The organism is Lysobacter sp. DMC104 (genome assembly GCF_056313665.1).
Window position 1 is genome coordinate 390,193 of the sequence record NZ_JBQUZW010000002.1, and the last position, 15,432, is coordinate 405,624.

At 68.5% G+C, this 15,432-nt stretch carries 12 protein-coding genes; 6 read left to right on the top strand and 6 right to left on the bottom strand.

The window, feature by feature from the left end; all coding sequences use genetic code 11:
• The first annotated feature begins 121 nt into the window (after positions 1 to 121).
• Together ACT53R_RS04705 and ACT53R_RS04710 are read left to right on the top strand one after the other, a co-directional pair.
• The gene (locus ACT53R_RS04705; RefSeq protein ID WP_476170677.1) at positions 122 to 955 is read left to right on the top strand and encodes an XOO1806 family protein; all 834 of its coding nucleotides are present in this window, start codon (positions 122 to 124) and stop codon (positions 953 to 955) included.
• A 167-nt stretch (positions 956 to 1,122) separates the two neighbouring features.
• The gene (locus ACT53R_RS04710; protein WP_476170678.1) at positions 1,123 to 4,095 is read left to right on the top strand and encodes a TonB-dependent receptor plug domain-containing protein; all 2,973 of its coding nucleotides are present in this window, start codon (positions 1,123 to 1,125) and stop codon (positions 4,093 to 4,095) included.
• Between the two features lie 109 nt (positions 4,096 to 4,204).
• Here ACT53R_RS04710 and ACT53R_RS04715 read toward each other — a convergent pair whose 3' ends face one another.
• From ACT53R_RS04715 to ACT53R_RS04730, 4 genes are all read right to left on the bottom strand, one after another.
• The gene (locus ACT53R_RS04715; RefSeq protein WP_476170679.1) at positions 4,205 to 4,861 is read right to left on the bottom strand and encodes a putative 2OG-Fe(II) oxygenase; all 657 of its coding nucleotides are present in this window, start codon (positions 4,859 to 4,861) and stop codon (positions 4,205 to 4,207) included.
• A gap of 101 nt (positions 4,862 to 4,962) precedes the next feature.
• Positions 4,963 to 6,543 carry a tetratricopeptide repeat-containing sulfotransferase family protein gene (locus ACT53R_RS04720; protein ID WP_476170680.1) on the bottom strand — a complete coding sequence of 527 codons (1,581 nt, stop codon included), beginning with the start codon at positions 6,541 to 6,543 and terminating at the stop codon, positions 4,963 to 4,965.
• A 70-nt stretch (positions 6,544 to 6,613) separates the two neighbouring features.
• Entirely contained in the window at positions 6,614 to 8,404 is a 1,791-nt protein-coding gene (locus ACT53R_RS04725) for a phosphoenolpyruvate carboxykinase (GTP) (protein ID WP_476170681.1), read from the bottom strand.
• A gap of 51 nt (positions 8,405 to 8,455) precedes the next feature.
• Entirely contained in the window at positions 8,456 to 9,052 is a 597-nt protein-coding gene (locus ACT53R_RS04730; protein WP_476170682.1) for a TetR/AcrR family transcriptional regulator, read from the bottom strand.
• A gap of 227 nt (positions 9,053 to 9,279) precedes the next feature.
• Between ACT53R_RS04730 and ACT53R_RS04735 the strand changes: the two genes are divergently transcribed.
• The 4 genes from ACT53R_RS04735 (at position 9,280) to ACT53R_RS04750 (ending at position 13,145) form a co-directional block, all read left to right on the top strand.
• Entirely contained in the window at positions 9,280 to 11,754 is a 2,475-nt protein-coding gene (locus ACT53R_RS04735; protein WP_476170683.1) for an acyl-CoA dehydrogenase, read from the top strand.
• A gap of 119 nt (positions 11,755 to 11,873) precedes the next feature.
• Positions 11,874 to 12,254, top strand: coding sequence for a hypothetical protein (locus ACT53R_RS04740; RefSeq protein ID WP_476170684.1), 381 nt, complete (start codon positions 11,874 to 11,876; stop codon positions 12,252 to 12,254).
• A 22-nt stretch (positions 12,255 to 12,276) separates the two neighbouring features.
• The gene (locus ACT53R_RS04745) at positions 12,277 to 12,753 is read left to right on the top strand and encodes a hotdog fold domain-containing protein (RefSeq protein WP_476170685.1); all 477 of its coding nucleotides are present in this window, start codon (positions 12,277 to 12,279) and stop codon (positions 12,751 to 12,753) included.
• Positions 12,723 to 13,145 carry a hypothetical protein gene (locus ACT53R_RS04750; protein ID WP_476170686.1) on the top strand — a complete coding sequence of 141 codons (423 nt, stop codon included), beginning with the start codon at positions 12,723 to 12,725 and terminating at the stop codon, positions 13,143 to 13,145. The genes ACT53R_RS04745 and ACT53R_RS04750 overlap by 31 nt, the downstream gene beginning before the upstream one ends.
• Before the next feature lie 350 nt (positions 13,146 to 13,495).
• On the opposite strand, the gene ACT53R_RS04755 is transcribed toward ACT53R_RS04750, so the two are convergent.
• Together ACT53R_RS04755 and ACT53R_RS04760 are read right to left on the bottom strand one after the other, a co-directional pair.
• Positions 13,496 to 13,849, bottom strand: a complete 354-nt coding sequence (locus ACT53R_RS04755) for a DUF1304 domain-containing protein (protein WP_476170687.1) — start codon at positions 13,847 to 13,849, stop codon at positions 13,496 to 13,498.
• A 22-nt stretch (positions 13,850 to 13,871) separates the two neighbouring features.
• Positions 13,872 to 15,356, bottom strand: a complete 1,485-nt coding sequence (locus ACT53R_RS04760) for an NTP/NDP exchange transporter (protein ID WP_476170688.1) — start codon at positions 15,354 to 15,356, stop codon at positions 13,872 to 13,874.
• Positions 15,357 to 15,432 lie beyond the last annotated feature (76 nt).

The window sequence follows — 15,432 nt, forward strand, 5'->3', positions numbered from 1 at the left end:
GAGGGGTGCGTCACAGATCGTCCACCCCTTCAGGATTGTTAAAGAACCATAAATCTGATAGCCTGACCCTCAATCGACCCAACAAGGAACTCGACCGCCAGCCTGCGGTCTGACCCTCGCCATGCGCCGCCTCGCCCTGCCCCTGCTGATGCTGTCCGCCGCCCTTCTGGCGACGTCGGCGCATGCGCAGTCGCGACCGGCCGGCGATCGGGTCGAGCTTCCGATCTGGAACAAGATGAGCGGTGAAATCGAGGGCATCGTCGTCCTCGAACCCACCGACGTCGCGAAGAGCCGCTCGCTGGCCCGCTTCGGCGTACGCCATCTCGACACCACCCTCGGCCTCAGCGAGGGCGACTCGCTCGGCCTGCTCTGCGACCACAAGCCGGGGCTGGGCAGCGCGCTCAGCAGCCTGGCTACCAACTGCGTCCTGGCCTCCGTGCCCGCCCGCCGCACCGGCGCGGCCGCCGTGTTCCAGCGCAACGGCACCCAGCTCGGCATCAGCGCCGGCAGCAGCCGCACCGCCGTCCCGACGTGGATGAACCCCGGCAACGGCATCAACGGCCGCATCGACCTCAACGACATCACCATCTTCAGCCAGAAGGCGCTGCCCCGCGAAGGCTACGTCTCCATCGCCGGCACCGTCGCCAAGGCGCGCCTGCAGAGCCCGTCGGAAATCCCGGGCTTCAGCGACCGCTGGACCTCGCGCCAGCTCAACCTGGGCGGCGGCTTCGGCGCCTTCGGCGTCAACATCATCGGCGAAGTCGTCGACACCCCCGGCCGCGACCGGTTCGGCAGCCTCGGCCTCGGCCTGAGCTGGCGCACCCCCTGGAGCGGCCAGCTCACCGTCGGCGCCGACAATCTGGTGACCCGCGGCAAGAACCCGTTCGCACCGCCGGCCACCGGCACCGAGGACGAAGGCGCCGTGCCCTACGTCCGCTACGAACAGGATCTCTGACCCCCTTCGAGGGCGTCTTCCGGGCAGTCCGCCCGGCCTGTTAACGACACTTTAATTTTTCTCCGAGTGGGGCTACTATCGACCCCGGCCTGACCTGGGTGGGCGGTTCTGTTGCCGCTTCCCGACAGGTTCCCATGGGAAACCCCAAGACTCACTTGGAGAGAGAGATGACTTTGAAGACCAACAAGCTTCGCGACGCGATTTCCTTCGCGCTCGTGGGCACCACCGCTTTCGCGGCGACGGGCGTCGCCTTCGCTGAAGACAAGAAGGATTCCGATCAGCTCGACACGGTCGTCGTCACCGGTTCGCGCATCCCGCGCGCCGCCGAGGTCGAAGGCACCTCCCCGGTGCTGTCGATCGACCGCGCCGCGATCGAGGCCACCGGCCTGACCTCGGTCGGCGACGTGCTGTTCAACATCACCGCCAGTGACGGCGGCGCGCTGCGCAACGTCACCACCAGCACCAACGGCAGCGACGGCACGCAGAACGTCTCGCTCCGCGGCCTCGGCGCCACCCGCACGCTCGTGCTGGTCAATGGCCGCCGCTGGGTCACCGCCGGCATCACCGGCAGCGCCCTGGTCGACCTGAACACCATCCCGATCTCCGTCGTCGAACGCATCGAAGTGCTGAAGGACGGCGCCTCGGCGATCTACGGTTCCGACGCGATCGCGGGCGTGATCAACGTGATCACGAAGAAGAACTTCGACGGCGCGGCGATGAACGCCTACGTCGGTTCCTACACCAAGGGCGACGGTTCCGCGCAGGCTTACGACTTCACCGTCGGCGCGAACAACGACCGCTGGAACGCCGTCCTCAGCCTGAGCTACTCGCAGAACGACCCGGTCTACATGGGCGACCGCGAGCTCTCGTCGGTGCCGGTCTCCGGCGGCGGCGACATCGCCTCGGGCGGCCTGTTCGGTTCGGGCAGCACCCTGCGCGGCAACTTCACCCGTTGCGCCGGCGCGACCAGCCCGACCGCCAGCGGCTTCCAGACCTGTACGCCCGTCGCCGGCGGTCCGTACACGCTGATCGAAGGCCGTTCGGGCACCTCGGCGAGCGACTTCCGCCGCTTCATCAGCTACAGCACCGACGGCTCGGGTCATTCCGACCGCTACAACTTCGCGCCGATCAACTACCTGCTGCAGCCGATCGAGCGTTTCAACGTCTACGGCCAGGCCAGCCTGCGCCTGACCGACAACATCAACGCCAATGCGATGGCGACCTACGTCACCCGCACTTCGAACCAGCAGCTGGCCGAAGTGCCGATCACCATGGACATCCGTGGTACGCAGGGTCCGCAGTGGGCGTTCGCGCCGACCGCCGGCAACGTGTTCAACCCGTTCGGCCAGAACCTCCGCGGCGGCAACTTCCGCATGGCGGCCGTCGGCCCGCGCAAGAACTACTACAACAACGACAACACCGCCGTCACCCTGTGGCTGGACGGCCAGTTCGACCTGGGCGGCCGCGACATGTACTGGGACGCCGGCTACTCGTACCTGGACGCCCGCTTCACCCTGCGCGGCCAGAACTACATCAACCTGTTCAACCTGCAGCGCGCCCTCGGCAACTCGGGTCGCAACGCAATCACCGGTGCGCTGGAATGCTATGACAGCGCCGGCGCGGTGATCCGCGGCTGCGTGCCGTACAACATCTTCGGCGGTCCGGACCTCGGCCTGGGCGCCGGCGTCATCAGCCGCGCCGAATACGACGCCATGAACGACTACGTCGGCTACACGCTGAACGAGTCGCAGCAGCTGACCACGAAGGACTACTTCGCCAACCTGTCGGGCTCGATCGTCGACCTGCCGGCCGGTCCGCTGGGCTTCGCCGTCGGCCTGGAAACCCGTCGCACGTCGTTCGTCGATTCGCCCGACTCGCTCGTCGCCGGTGGCGGTTCGTCGAACAACTTCCGCCTGCCGACCAGCGGCCAGCAGACGTCCGACGAAATCTACGCCGAGTTGAACGTGCCGATCGTCGCCGACGTCCCGGGCTTCAAGCTGGTCGAGCTCAACCTGGCGGCCCGCAAGTCCGACTACAGCACCCACGGCGTCTTCAACGGCGCGGCCGTCAGCCCGGATCTGGGCGGCGACACCTCGAAGAAGATCGGCATCAAGTGGCAGATCTTCGACGACCTGATGCTGCGCGGCACCTACTCCGAGTCGTTCCGCGCCCCGGACGTGCTCGACCTGTACGCCGGCGGTCAGGAAGGCTTCCCGTCCGCGACCGACCCCTGCAACACGCTGAACTACAACCAGGCCACCACCGACCAGGCGGCTTGCGGCACGGCCGGCGTGCCGGTGGGCGGCATCGCCCAGCCGAACAGCCAGGTCCGCTCGCTGAACGGCGGCAACCCGGCGCTGCAGCCTGAATTCGGCAAGACCAAGAGCTTCGGCATCGTCTACAGCCCGAGCTTCGTCGAAGGCCTGAACATCACGCTCGACTGGTACCAGATCAAGCTCAACGACGTGATCTCGTTCCGCGGCGCGCAGTCCATCCTGAACGGCTGCTACCAGCTGCCGTCGGCTCCGGGCGGCGTCGCCGATCCGGCCCTCCGCGCGCTGTACTGCTCGTTCGTCGAGCGCACCACTGCCGGCGAGCTGGTCACGGTCAACACCTCGAGCTTCAACCTGGCCCAGGGCAAGGTCGAAGGCTACGACATGCAGGTGGCCTACGCCCTGCCGGAAAACAGCTGGGGCAAGTTCTCGTGGCAGTGGGACAACACCTACCAGACCGAGAACGACCTGTTCGGCACCATCGGTTACTACAACGGTGCGCCGACCTGGCGCCTGCGCTCCAACCTGACCACCTCGTGGCAGAAGGGCGACTGGGACGCGACCTGGGCGATGCGCTACTACTCGGCGCTGAAGGACCCGTGCTCGGGCTCCAACTACTTCGAGTACGGCATCACCCCGACCGAAATCTGCCCGGACAACGGCGTGAACATCATGGGTTCGCGCCTGTACCACGACGTCCAGGTCGGCTTCAAGACCCCGTGGAACGGCAAGGTCGCCGTCGGTGCCCGCAACATCTTCGGCCGCGATCCGCCGGTCACCCACAACTCGTTCGCCGGCAACTTCGACGGCTCGTACGATCTGCCGGGTGGCGGCTACTGGTACCTGCAGTACAACCAGAAGTTCTGATCCGCGTCACCGCAAGCGTCGAAATGGAACGGCCCCCGAAAGGGGGCCGTTCTTTTTGTGCGGGAGGAAACCGGATGGACGAGCGAGCCGTCCTTCATGCGGGCGCGGATCAATCGCCGCGCGAGAACCAGGCGTTGAACGCCACCGTCACCCGCTGGCCGCGACCGTGGAACGGGGTCACGTAATGGCCCAGCCAGGACGGGAAGAACACCAGCTGACCCGGCTTGAGGGTCAGCACGAAGTTGCCGTGCGTGAAAGGCCAGCGCAGGACGGCGTTGGCGGGGTCGAGGAAGGTGTTGACCGCCATCTGCGGGTGCGGGAACACCAGGCAACCGTTGTTCGAATAGCCCGGGTCCGGATCGCCGTCGGACACGCAATAGACGCCGGACCAACTGGCCATTGGATGGTTGTGGTACCCGAAGTAGCCACCGTCGCGGGTGACGTGGAACCAGGTCTGGCTGGCGATGCGCAGGCCCTGGGTGCCATTGGCGAGGTTCGGATTGATGTCGCGCAGGAATTCCCCGAGCGAGCCCCAGACGAAGCTGCGCAGCGCCTGCACGCAGGGCTCTTCGCGCGCGAAGAAGTCGAACTCGCTCTCGAACAGCCCCTTCGGCTGGTGCATGACCGGCTCCGGGTTGCGGTAGGCGGCCCCCTGCGCTTCCAGGGCCAGCACCAGCGGCATCAGTGCGGCGTTGAGCGTGGCAGGGTCGGGATGGAAGACCTCGGCCATCGGCGCGGCGAAGGCGGGGAAGACGTTCACGGGCATGGCGGGCATCCGCAGGGGCACATGGGCGGGCACCTTAGCGCAGGCGCACCGCCACGGCACCCGGCCGGATCAAATCCCGCTTCGCGGCACGCCGGGCGGCGTCAGGCCACCCCGTGCGCGGCGAGACGGTCCAGCAGCGGCGCCAGATGCGGCGCATAGTCGCGCCAGAGGCCACCGCGGTTGGTGACGATGCCCTGCCGCACCTGGTGCGAGCTGGCGGTCGCGACCGCACCGGACGACCGACCGACGTCCAGCATCGCATCGCGGAAGGCGAAGCCGCAGTGATCGGCGATCCGCCGCGCCTGCGCCTCGGGCTCGCGCACCAGTGCGTCGTAGTCGACGTCGAACACCCGCCCCGGCAACACCTCGCGCCAGTGCGCCATCAGGTCGAGGTAGGCCTTGCAGTAGTCGGCCATCTCGATCTGGTCGTACGAATACGACGCCTCGTTGGTGAACAGCGTGCGCAGGTTCGAGAAACAGGTGTCGACCGGGTCGCGACGCATGTGCAGCAGTCGCGCCTGCGGCAGCGCTTTGGCGATCGGGCCGAGCAGGACGAAGTTCGGGTTCTGCTTCTCGGTCACGAACGGCCGGCCGCCGCTGCGGCTGCGCATGGCATCGAGGAAGCCACGGCCGATGGCGCCGTAGTCGAAGCACGCGGCGCGCTCGGCGATGGTGCCGTCGGCGATGACCCGGCAGAAATGGTCGGCGGCGTAGCGCAACTGCGCCGAGAAGGCGTAGGTCTCGCCCGCGTCGGCGACCTCGGGGCTGCCGGCGAGCATGCGCTCCAGCAGCGTGGTGCCGCTGCGGTGCAGACCGACGATGAAGATCGGGGTCAACGCGCCGTTGGCCGGCGCGGTGTCGAACGGCACGCCGCGACTGAAGGCGGCATCGAAGGTCGCCCGCAACGTGTCGAACATCGCCATGGTCGCTGCGTGGTCGTACGGCTGCTCCTTGCGCCGGGCACGGCAGCCGCGCTCCAGTGCCGCCCAGGCGCCTTCGAAATCGCCCAGATCATGCAATTCGTTGTGCAGGGCGTAGGCCAGGTGCGACTCGTCGCGCGTCGCCAGCCCGGGCTGGTCCAGCAGCCGGCGCAGGGTATCGACGTGGTGATGCTCCGGCGTGATGCGGTCGACCCGCGCCAGCATCGAATACACCGCGGCGTAGCCCGGGCGAATCGCCAGCGCGCGCTCGAACGCGGCGGCGGACTCCTCGCGACGACCGGCGAACATCAGCGCCAGCCCGTGCATGTTGTGGATCTCGGCCACGCCCGGACGCAGCTTCAGCGCGTGCTCGACCCACGGCAGCGTGCGCGCGTGGTCGCCGGCGCTGGCGAAGAACGACGCCAGGTCGACCAGCTTGTCGGGCGGGATGCGCCCGGCCAGGCCGGTGCGTTCGACGTAGGTCTGGAGCCGCGGCAGGTCCTCGAACCGGCGCAGCAGGCGGGCGACCACCATGCCGGCCACCGGCGGCACGCCGTCGATGCGCTCGGCGGCGAGCACCGCATGGTAAGCGTCGCGATAGGCGCCGAGCTGCTCCTTCGCGTTCGCCAGCTCCACCCACGCCGGCAGGAAATTGTGGTCGTGTTCGACGATGGCGGCGTAGGCATCGGCCGCCTGCCGCCACCAGCCTTTCTGCGAGTACCGCTGGCCCTGTTCCCAGAGCGCCTGTTGCTTGTTCGACATGGCGGCCATTGTACCGGCCAGCCCCTGCCCTCGCCCCCGGCCGCCGACGGCGGCCGGGCGATGCGGCCGATCAGCCTTCGAGCGCGGCGCGGATGCGCGCCTGCTCGTCGCGCAGGGCCTGCGGCATGCGCGGGCCGTACTCGTCGAGGAAGGCACCGATGGAGTCGAACTCGGCCCGCCAGTCGTCGCGATCGAAGCCGAACAGCAGCGCGCGGGCCTCGTCGGTCAGGCTGACACCGTCGAGGTTCAGGTCCTCGGTCCGCGGCAGCGCACCGATCGGCGTTTCCACCGCACCGACCTCGCCGTCCGCGCGGCGCAGCATCCACTCCAGCACGCGCAGGTTGTCGCCGAAGCCCGGCCACAGGAACTTGCCGTCGGCGCCCTTGCGGAACCAGTTGACGTGGAAGATCTTCGGCAGCTTCGCACCGTCGCGGTTGAAGGTCAGCCAGTGCGCGAAATAGTCGGCGAAGTTGTAGCCGCAGAACGGCTTCATCGCCATCGGGTCGCGACGCATCACGCCGACCGCGCCGGTGGCGGCGGCGGTGGTTTCCGAGCCCATCGCGGCGCCGACCAGCACGCCGTGCGTCCAGTCGCGGGCCTCGAACACCAGCGGCACCAGCGACGCGCGGCGGCCGCCGAACACGATCGCGCTGATCGGCACGCCGCCGGCATCCTCGGCGTGCACCGAATACGACGGGCACTGCGACGCGCTCACGGTGAAGCGGGCGTTGGGGTGCGCGGCCGGGCCCAGCTCCGCGGCGCGACTGCAATCGTAGTCACGACCGCGCCAATCAAAGGCGGGCACGCCGCCGTCCAGCCCCTCCCACCACGGCTGCCCGTCCGCGGTCATGCCGACGTTGGTGAAGATCGTGTTGCTGCGGATCGTCGCCAGCGCATTCGGGTTGGACTTGCTCGACGTGCCGGGCGCGACGCCGAAGAAGCCGGCTTCCGGATTGATCGCGTACAGGCGGCCGTCGGCGCCGGGACGCATCCAGCAGATGTCGTCGCCGATGGTCCAGATCTTCCAGCCGGCCTCGCGATAGCCTTCCGGCGGGATCAGCATGGCGAGATTGGTCTTGCCGCAGGCCGACGGGAACGCGGCGGCGATGTAACGCGTCTCGCCCTGCGGGTTCTCGACGCCGAGGATCAACATGTGCTCGGCCAGCCAGCCTTCGTTGCGCGCCTGGTGCGAGGCGATGCGCAGCGCGTGGCATTTCTTGCCGAGCAGCGCGTTGCCGCCGTAGCCGGAACCGAACGACTTGATCGTCAGTTCCTCGGGGAAATGCATGATGAAACGCCGCTCGGGGTCGAGTTCGCCGATCGAGTGCAGACCTTTGACGAACGTGCCTTCGCGTTCGATCCGCGCCAGCGCCGGCGCACCCATGCGGGTCATGATGCGCATGTTCGCGACCACGTACGGCGAGTCGGTGATCTCCACGCCGCAGCGCGACAGCGGCGAATCGATCGGGCCCATGCAGTACGGGATCACGTACATCGTGCGGCCGCGCATGCAGCCGTCGAACAGCGCGTCCATCTTCGCGTGCGCCTCGGCCGGCGCCATCCAGTGGTTGTTGGGGCCGGCGTCCTCGGCCTCGGTGGTACAGACGAAGGTCAGGTGTTCGACGCGGGCGACGTCGTCCGGATGCGAGCGATGCAGCCAACTGCCCGGATTCGTCGTCTCGTTCAGACGGATCAGCGTGCCGTCGGCTTCCATCTTCGCGATCAGCGCGGCGTGTTCGGCATCGCTGCCGTCGCACCAGTGCACGGCATCGGGACGGGTCAGCCGCGCCACGTCCTCGACCCAGCGTTGCAGGGCTTCGAGCGTGGTGGGCGGGTGCAGCGGGACAGCAAAGGCATTCATGCGAACACTCGGCAGGAAGGAAACGGGATGCGGTGACGACGGACGCGGCGCTCAGCGCGTGAGGGCGCCCGGCGGGATGAGCGTGGTCATCATGTGTTCGACGTAGCCCTCGAATTCGTCGTGGGCCAAGCGCGGATGCAGTTGCAGGCTCAGCTGCAGGAAACCGACGTACGCCGCGTAGGCCAGGCGCGCGCGGTGCTGCGCGTCGGTACGCTGCAGGCCTGCCTGGCGGAACGATGCGGACAGATAGTCGAGGCGACGCTGCGACACGCGGCCGATCACGGGGCCGACCGCGGGGTGATCGAACGCCTTCAGCAGTTCGCTGTAGATCTTGTGCGCCTTCACTTCGTGCGCGACCAGCTGGAACAGCGCGCGCAGGCGCTGGCGCGGGTCGTTCACCGCTTCCAGTTGCCCGAACACCGTTTCCTGTTCGACCGCTTCCCAGCGTTCCAGCGCGGCCGACAGCAGCGCGTCGCGCGACGGGAAATGCCAGTAGAAACTGCCCTTGGTCACGCCGAGCCGGCGCGCCAGCGGTTCGACCGCCACCGCCGCGACGCCCTGTTCGGCGATCAGGTCGAGGGCGGCCTGCGCCCAGTCTTCCGCACTCAGGCGGCCGTTGCGTTCGGTCTTCAGGACGGGTTCGTTCATGACACCAGTGTAACCATACGGAAGCGTTCGCAAAAGTATCGTGTGACTACGATTGCAAACCGGATTTCCGTGGTTTCACGGCACATTGACAGCGGCGAAATCGCATGTCCATACTTTGGCGTATGGAAGCGGATCGCCGGCAACGCCGTGCCGGAGCCGCCGCCGTCCGGGCCGCGACGCTGCGTCGCACCCGCCTCCCCGTCGCGCCGATGTCCGCCGGAGTTGCCATGAGTCTCGTCCTGCCCTTCCTCGCCCTGTTGCTGACCACCGCGTTCTGCGCGTACCACCGCCTGCGCATGGCGGTCTGGGCCGCGATCGCCGCCACCCTGCTGGTCGGGTGCTGGCTGCTGGGTGCGAACCACACCGCCACGCTGGTCGCCTCCGCGCTGACTGCGCTGGTCGCCCTGCCGATGCTGATCCCGCCGGTGCGCAAGGCGCTGATCACCTCGCCGCTGCTGACCTTCTACACCAAGCTGCTGCCCCCGCTGTCCGACACCGAGCGCACCGCGCTGGAGTCGGGCACGGTCGGCTTCGAGGGCGAACTGTTCTCCGGCAAGCCGGACTGGGACAAGCTGCTGTCGCTGCCCAAGCCCGAGCTGAGCGACGAGGAACGCGCCTTCCTCGACGGCCCGTGCGCCGAGCTGTGCCGCCGGGTCAACGACTGGGAGATCACCCACGTCCGCGCCGACCTGCCGCCGGAGCTGTGGGATTACATCAAGCAGAACAAGTTCTTCGGTCTGAACATCCCGAAGGAATACGGCGGCCTCGGCTTCTCGGCGCTGATGAACCACAAGGTCATCCAGAAGCTGGCGCCGGTCTCCAGCGTGGTCAGCTCCACCGTCGGCGTGCCGAATTCGCTCGGCCCGGCCGAGCTGCTGATGCACTACGGCACCGACGAGCAGAAGCGCCATTACCTGCCGCGTCTGGCCGACGGCCGTGAAGTGCCGTGCTTCGCGCTGACCGGCCCGTTCGCCGGCTCCGACGCCACGTCCATCCCCGACTACGGCATCGTCTGCGAGGGCGAGTGGAACGGCGCGAAGGTCGTCGGCATCCGCCTGACGCTCAACAAGCGCTACATCACGCTGGCGCCGGTCGCGACGCTCATCGGTGTCGCCTTCCGCATGTACGACCCCGACGGCCTACTCGGCGACAAGAAGGACATCGGCATCTCGCTGGCGCTGGTGCCGCGTGACACCGCGGGCCTGGAGATCGGCCGCCGCCACTTCCCGCTGAACTCGCCGTTCCAGAACGGCCCGATCAAGGGCAAGGACGTGTTCGTGCCGCTGAGCCAGCTGATCGGCGGCGAGGAATACGCCGGCCAGGGCTGGCGCATGCTGATGGAATGCCTGTCGATCGGCCGCTCCATCACCCTGCCGTCCACCGCCAGCGGCGGCGCCAAGATGGGCGCGCTGGTCACCGGCGCCTACGCCCGCATCCGCAAGCAGTTCGGCCTGTCGGTCGGCCGCTTCGAGGGCGTGGAGGAAGCGCTGGCCCGCATCGGCGGCCGCGCCTACGCCTGCAGCGCGCTGTCCGAAGCCACGGCGGCCGCGGTCGCCCGCGGCGAGAACCCCGCGGTGCCCTCGACCATCGCCAAGTACCACTGCACCGAGATGGGTCGTGAAGTGGCCCGCGACGTGATGGACGTGCACGGCGGCAAGGGCATCATCCTCGGCCCGCGCAACTACGCCGGCCGCAACTGGCAGTCGGTGCCGATCGCGATCACGGTCGAAGGCGCCAACATCATGACCCGCAGCCTGATGATCTTCGGCCAGGGCGCCATCCTCTGCCATCCGTGGGTGATGAAGGAGATGAAGGCGACCCAGATCGAGAATCCGAAGGAGCGCATCGCCCAGTTCGACACCGCGCTGTTCGGCCACATCAGCTACGCCATCTCCAACGCCGTGCGCGCCTGGTGGTTCGGCTTCACCGGCACCCGCATCGGCACCGCGCCGGGCGGCGAATACACCCGCCGCTGCTACCGCAAGCTCAACCGCTACTCGGCGGCGCTGGCGGTGATGGCCGACACCTCGATGCTCCTGCTCGGCGGCAAGCTGAAGTTCAAGGAATCGCTGTCGGGCCGCCTCGGCGACGTGCTCAGCCAGCTGTACATCGCCAGCGCGATGCTGAAGCGCTACGAGGACCAGGGCCGCCCGGTCGCGGACCATCCGCTGCTGGCGTGGGCCTTCCACGACGCGATCCACAAGATCGAACTCGCCCTGTCCGGCGCGCTGCGCAACTTCCCGATCCGTCCGGTCGGCTGGCTGCTGTGGGCGGTGATCTTCCCGTGGGGCCGCCGCGCCGAAGCGCCGAGCGACCGTCTGGGCCACCGCGCCGCCAGCCTGCTGATGACGCCGTGCGAAGCGCGCGACCGCCTCGGCGCCGACCTGTTCCTCGAACCGTGCGAGAACAATCCGGCGGCGCGCGTGAACAGCTACCTGGCGAAGGTGATCCTGGCCGAGCCGGTGGAGCGCAAGTTCCTCAAGGCGCTGAAGAACAGCGACATCGAGGCGCTGGAATTCCCCGCCCAGCTCGACGAGGGCGTGCGCGAGGGCTGGATCACCGCCGACGAGCGCAAGCAGTTGGAAGAACTGCGCGAGCTGACCCTGGACACGATCATGGTCGACGACTTCGAGTCGTGGGAACTGCGTTCGGCCGGCTACGTCGACGAGACCGCGCCGAAGGCGCACCGCGCCGCCGCCTGATCGGCACCTGCGCGACGACAGCATAACCACACGAACGGCGGGGTTTCCCCGCCGTTCGCGTCTCCGGGGTTTGCGCACCCGCACGCCCTTCGCATCCGCCCTCCTTCCGCGAGGTCCGCATGTCCGCGTCCCTGCTCTCGGCTGCCGCGATCGTCTTCGCCTGCGTCGGCGTGGCGCATTCGGTGATCGGCGAGTTCCTGATCTTCCGCCACGTGCGCAGCGCCGGCTGGCTGCCCACCGACAACGCCCCGCCGCTGCGCGGCCGCCACATCCGCATCCTGTGGGCGAGCTGGCACATCGCCAGCGTGTTCGGCTGGGCGCTGGCGGCGATCCTCTGGCGCCTTGCCACCGCGCCCGGGCAACCGATCGACGCCTTCGCGATCCGCGCGTTCGAATGCGCCGCGCTCGGCAGCGCCGCGCTCGTGCTCGTCGCCACCCGCGGCCGCCATCCCGGCTGGATCGGCCTCGGCGCCGCCGGCCTCCTCGCCCTGCTCGCCTGACTCCGCCACCAACGGACACGCCATGGCCAACAAGACCCTCGCCCTCTACGACCGCATGCGCCGCTGGCCCGCCGGCCAGTGGCTGTTCTCGCGCGCCATCTGCTTCAAGGCGCCCTACTTCGCCAGCATCCGGCCGCGGATCACCGTACTCGAACCCGGCCGCTGCGAGGCGACGCTGCGCCATCGCCGCGCCGTGACCAACCACCTCGGCACCGTGCATGCCATCGCGCTGTGCAACCTCGCCGAACTGGCCGGCGGGATGATGACCGAGGCCAGCCTGCCCGCCGGCATGCGCTGGATCCCCAAGGGCATGACCGTCGAATACCGCAAGAAGGCCGTCGGCACGATGCGCGGCGTGGCGACGCCGGCGATCCCGGTGGTCGTCGCCGACGCAGGCTACGAACTGCCGGTGGTCGTCGACGTGCACGACCCGGCCGGCGACATCGTTTTCAGGGCGACGATCGCGATGTGGCTGTCGCCGAAGCCGCCGCGCGGCTGAGCGCGGACGCCCGCGTGGCCGCCGATCTCGTCCTCGTGCTCTGTGCCGCGCACAGCCTCGCGCTGGCGCTGTTCCACATGGCGTTCTGGCGCCTGTTCCGCTGGCCGGCGACGCTGCGCGAGACCACGTTCGCGAACCGCGCGATCCTGCAGATCGCCAACGTCCAGCTGATCTGGGTGTTCCTCGGCATCGCCGCGCTGTGCCTGTGGTTCCCTGCCGAATTGCGCGGCACGCCACTGGGCCACGCCGTGCTCGCCGGCATGTCGGGCTTCTGGATCGTGCGCCTGCTCCAGCAGGCCGTGTTCCTGCGCGTGCACCACCCGCTGGTGCACGCACTCAGCGTCGTGTTCGCGTTGGGTGCGGCGCTGTTCGCGTGGCCGTTGCTGGATTGATGCAAGCCATCACATCGAGATCCTCGGCGTTCACCGCGACTCGATCTTGACCTTGACTGTCGGGCCCCTGGTCGCGACGGGCTTCGCGGATCAGGCCCGAAGGGCGCGCGGCAGGAGGCCGCGCGTTTTTCGATCAGCACAGGGATGTGCTGTCGAAAAACCCCGCGAAGACCGTGCACCCGACGCACAGCGTCGGGCGCGACCGACGGGGTGTGCTTTCTTTGGGTCACCCTTTCTTTGCACAAGCAAAGAAAGGTGACTCGCTCGCGGCAGCGAGCGAAATCAGAAGCGGCGCAGCAGTTCTTTCCTGGAGACTGCGCCATCAAAGGGCAGAGCAGCGCGGTATCGAATCAACCCGCCAACATCACCGCCGCGATCGCCGCGATCGCCGGCACGCCCTGCACGTAGAAGATGCGCTTGCTCACGCTGTACGCACCGTACAGCGCCGCGACCACCACGCAGCCGAGGAAGAACAGCGCGATGTCCTGCCGGCCCGAGGCGGCGGCCCAGAACAGGCCGGCGGCGAGGAAGCCGTTGTACAGGCCCTGGTTCGCGGCCAGCACGCGGGTGGTCTCGGCCTTCTCCGGCGTGTTGCGGAAGGTCTTCAGGCCCAGCGGTTTCGTCCACAGGAACATCTCGAGGACGAGGAAGTACACGTGCAGCAGGCCGACCAGCACGATCAGCGACGGAGCGAGGAACGACATCCTGTGATTCTCCTTGGGAAGGTCAGGCCGCGGGTGCGGCCGGCAGCGCCTCGGCTTCGGCCGATTCGCGTTCGATGCGTTTGGCCAGGCGCCAGCCGACGACGCCCGAGGTGATCGACGCCAGCGCGGCGATGCCGGCGAAACCGGCGACGACGACGTGCAGCTTGCGCAGCGCGTTCATGCCCAGCGCCACGCTGAGGTCGCCGAAGCGCCACACCGCGGTGTCGACGGCGTTCTTGCCCTTGTAGCGCTGGCTGCGCGGCGCCATCGCGAACAGACTCTCGCGCGCGGGGCCGACCATGCCGTAGGCGAGGCCGCGGCTGACCACCATCGCCAGTCCGACCCATGGCATCGCGACCGCGGTCTGCATCAACCCCTGCAGGAACGACAGCACCAGGCCCTCGCCGCCGCCGAAGCGCGCCGCGGCCTCGGCCGCGGCGATGCCGGTCACGGGCGCATTCGGATCGACGGCGATGCAGACCAGCAGCAGCACCAGCACGGTCGCCGCTTCCTTCATCACGATCACCGGCGCGGCGCCGTGGCGGGCCAGCAGCCAGCGGGTCAGCGTAGCCTGCACGACGATCTGCAGGCCGTTGGTCAGCAGGTCGAGGTTGGCGAAGAACCGCGTGCGTTCCGCGGCGTCGTGGAAGGTCTGGCCGGAGAAATCGGCGACCAGCGCGTAGTTGATCGTGCCGATGGCGTCGCCAAGCAGCAGCATCAGCGCCATGCCGCGTGTGAAGGGATCGGCGAACACCTGGCGCAGGCCGTCGAACATGCCGCCACCGACCGGCGCGTCGTGACCGGGGTCCTCCGCGCGATGGCCGTGCGCGGACGACCAGCGTCCCAGCCACCAGGCGCAGAGCATCGCCACGCCCAGCAGGGCCGAGGCCACGACCAGCAGCGGCGGCACGCCGATCGCGCCGACCAGCAGCGACGCCATCGCCGGGCCGAAGATCGCCCCGAACGCGCCGCCCAGGCCAATGACCGGGAACAGCCGGCGCGCCTGCCGGTCGCTCCAGATGTCGGCCATGAAGCTCCAGAACACCGCGACCACGAACAGGTTGAACACGCTGACCCACACGAAGAACACCGTGCCCAGCGCGCGCGGCGTGAGCAGGCCCTCGTGGGTGAACAGCGGCACGAAGCCCATCAGGCAGGCGATGAAGAAGAGATACACCCCGGGGACCACGATCCGGCGCGGGTAGCGGCCGATCAGCCAGGCGAACACCGGCGTGAGGGTGAGGGTCGCGAGGAACGTCGCCGCATAGAACCACGGCAACTGGGTGGACCCGACCGCACCGGACAATTGCTCGCGCACCGGGCGCAACATGTAGTACGCGGACAGGATGCTGAAGAAGTAGAGGAACGACCAGGCGACCGCACGACGCTCGCCCGCCTGCACGCGGCGTCCGTCCGGATGGCCGATCGGATGGCCGCTCTTGTCGTCGACGGTCATGGCGTGGCCCGGGCGGTCGTGGATCCAGCGCGCACGGTAGCGGATGGACACGGGCACCGCCAGCCCGCCCCGGGGCGCGTCGCGGCGGCCTCGCAGGCGCCTTTTCCGCCGAGCATTTGCTCTAGAG

What these genes read in the sequence shown, in the direction of transcription:
- ACT53R_RS04705 (WP_476170677.1), top strand. Translation starts at nt 122, where the DNA reads ATGCGCCGCCTCGCCCTGCCCCTGCTGATGCTGTCCGCCGCCCTTCTG.
- ACT53R_RS04710 (WP_476170678.1), top strand. Translation starts at nt 1,123, where the DNA reads ATGACTTTGAAGACCAACAAGCTTCGCGACGCGATTTCCTTCGCGCTC.
- ACT53R_RS04715 (WP_476170679.1), bottom strand. Translation starts at nt 4,861, where the DNA reads ATGCCCGTGAACGTCTTCCCCGCCTTCGCCGCGCCGATGGCCGAGGTC.
- ACT53R_RS04720 (WP_476170680.1), bottom strand. Translation starts at nt 6,543, where the DNA reads ATGTCGAACAAGCAACAGGCGCTCTGGGAACAGGGCCAGCGGTACTCG.
- ACT53R_RS04725 (WP_476170681.1), bottom strand. Translation starts at nt 8,404, where the DNA reads ATGAATGCCTTTGCTGTCCCGCTGCACCCGCCCACCACGCTCGAAGCC.
- ACT53R_RS04730 (WP_476170682.1), bottom strand. Translation starts at nt 9,052, where the DNA reads ATGAACGAACCCGTCCTGAAGACCGAACGCAACGGCCGCCTGAGTGCG.
- ACT53R_RS04735 (WP_476170683.1), top strand. Translation starts at nt 9,280, where the DNA reads ATGAGTCTCGTCCTGCCCTTCCTCGCCCTGTTGCTGACCACCGCGTTC.
- ACT53R_RS04740 (WP_476170684.1), top strand. Translation starts at nt 11,874, where the DNA reads ATGTCCGCGTCCCTGCTCTCGGCTGCCGCGATCGTCTTCGCCTGCGTC.
- ACT53R_RS04745 (WP_476170685.1), top strand. Translation starts at nt 12,277, where the DNA reads ATGGCCAACAAGACCCTCGCCCTCTACGACCGCATGCGCCGCTGGCCC.
- ACT53R_RS04755 (WP_476170687.1), bottom strand. Translation starts at nt 13,849, where the DNA reads ATGTCGTTCCTCGCTCCGTCGCTGATCGTGCTGGTCGGCCTGCTGCAC.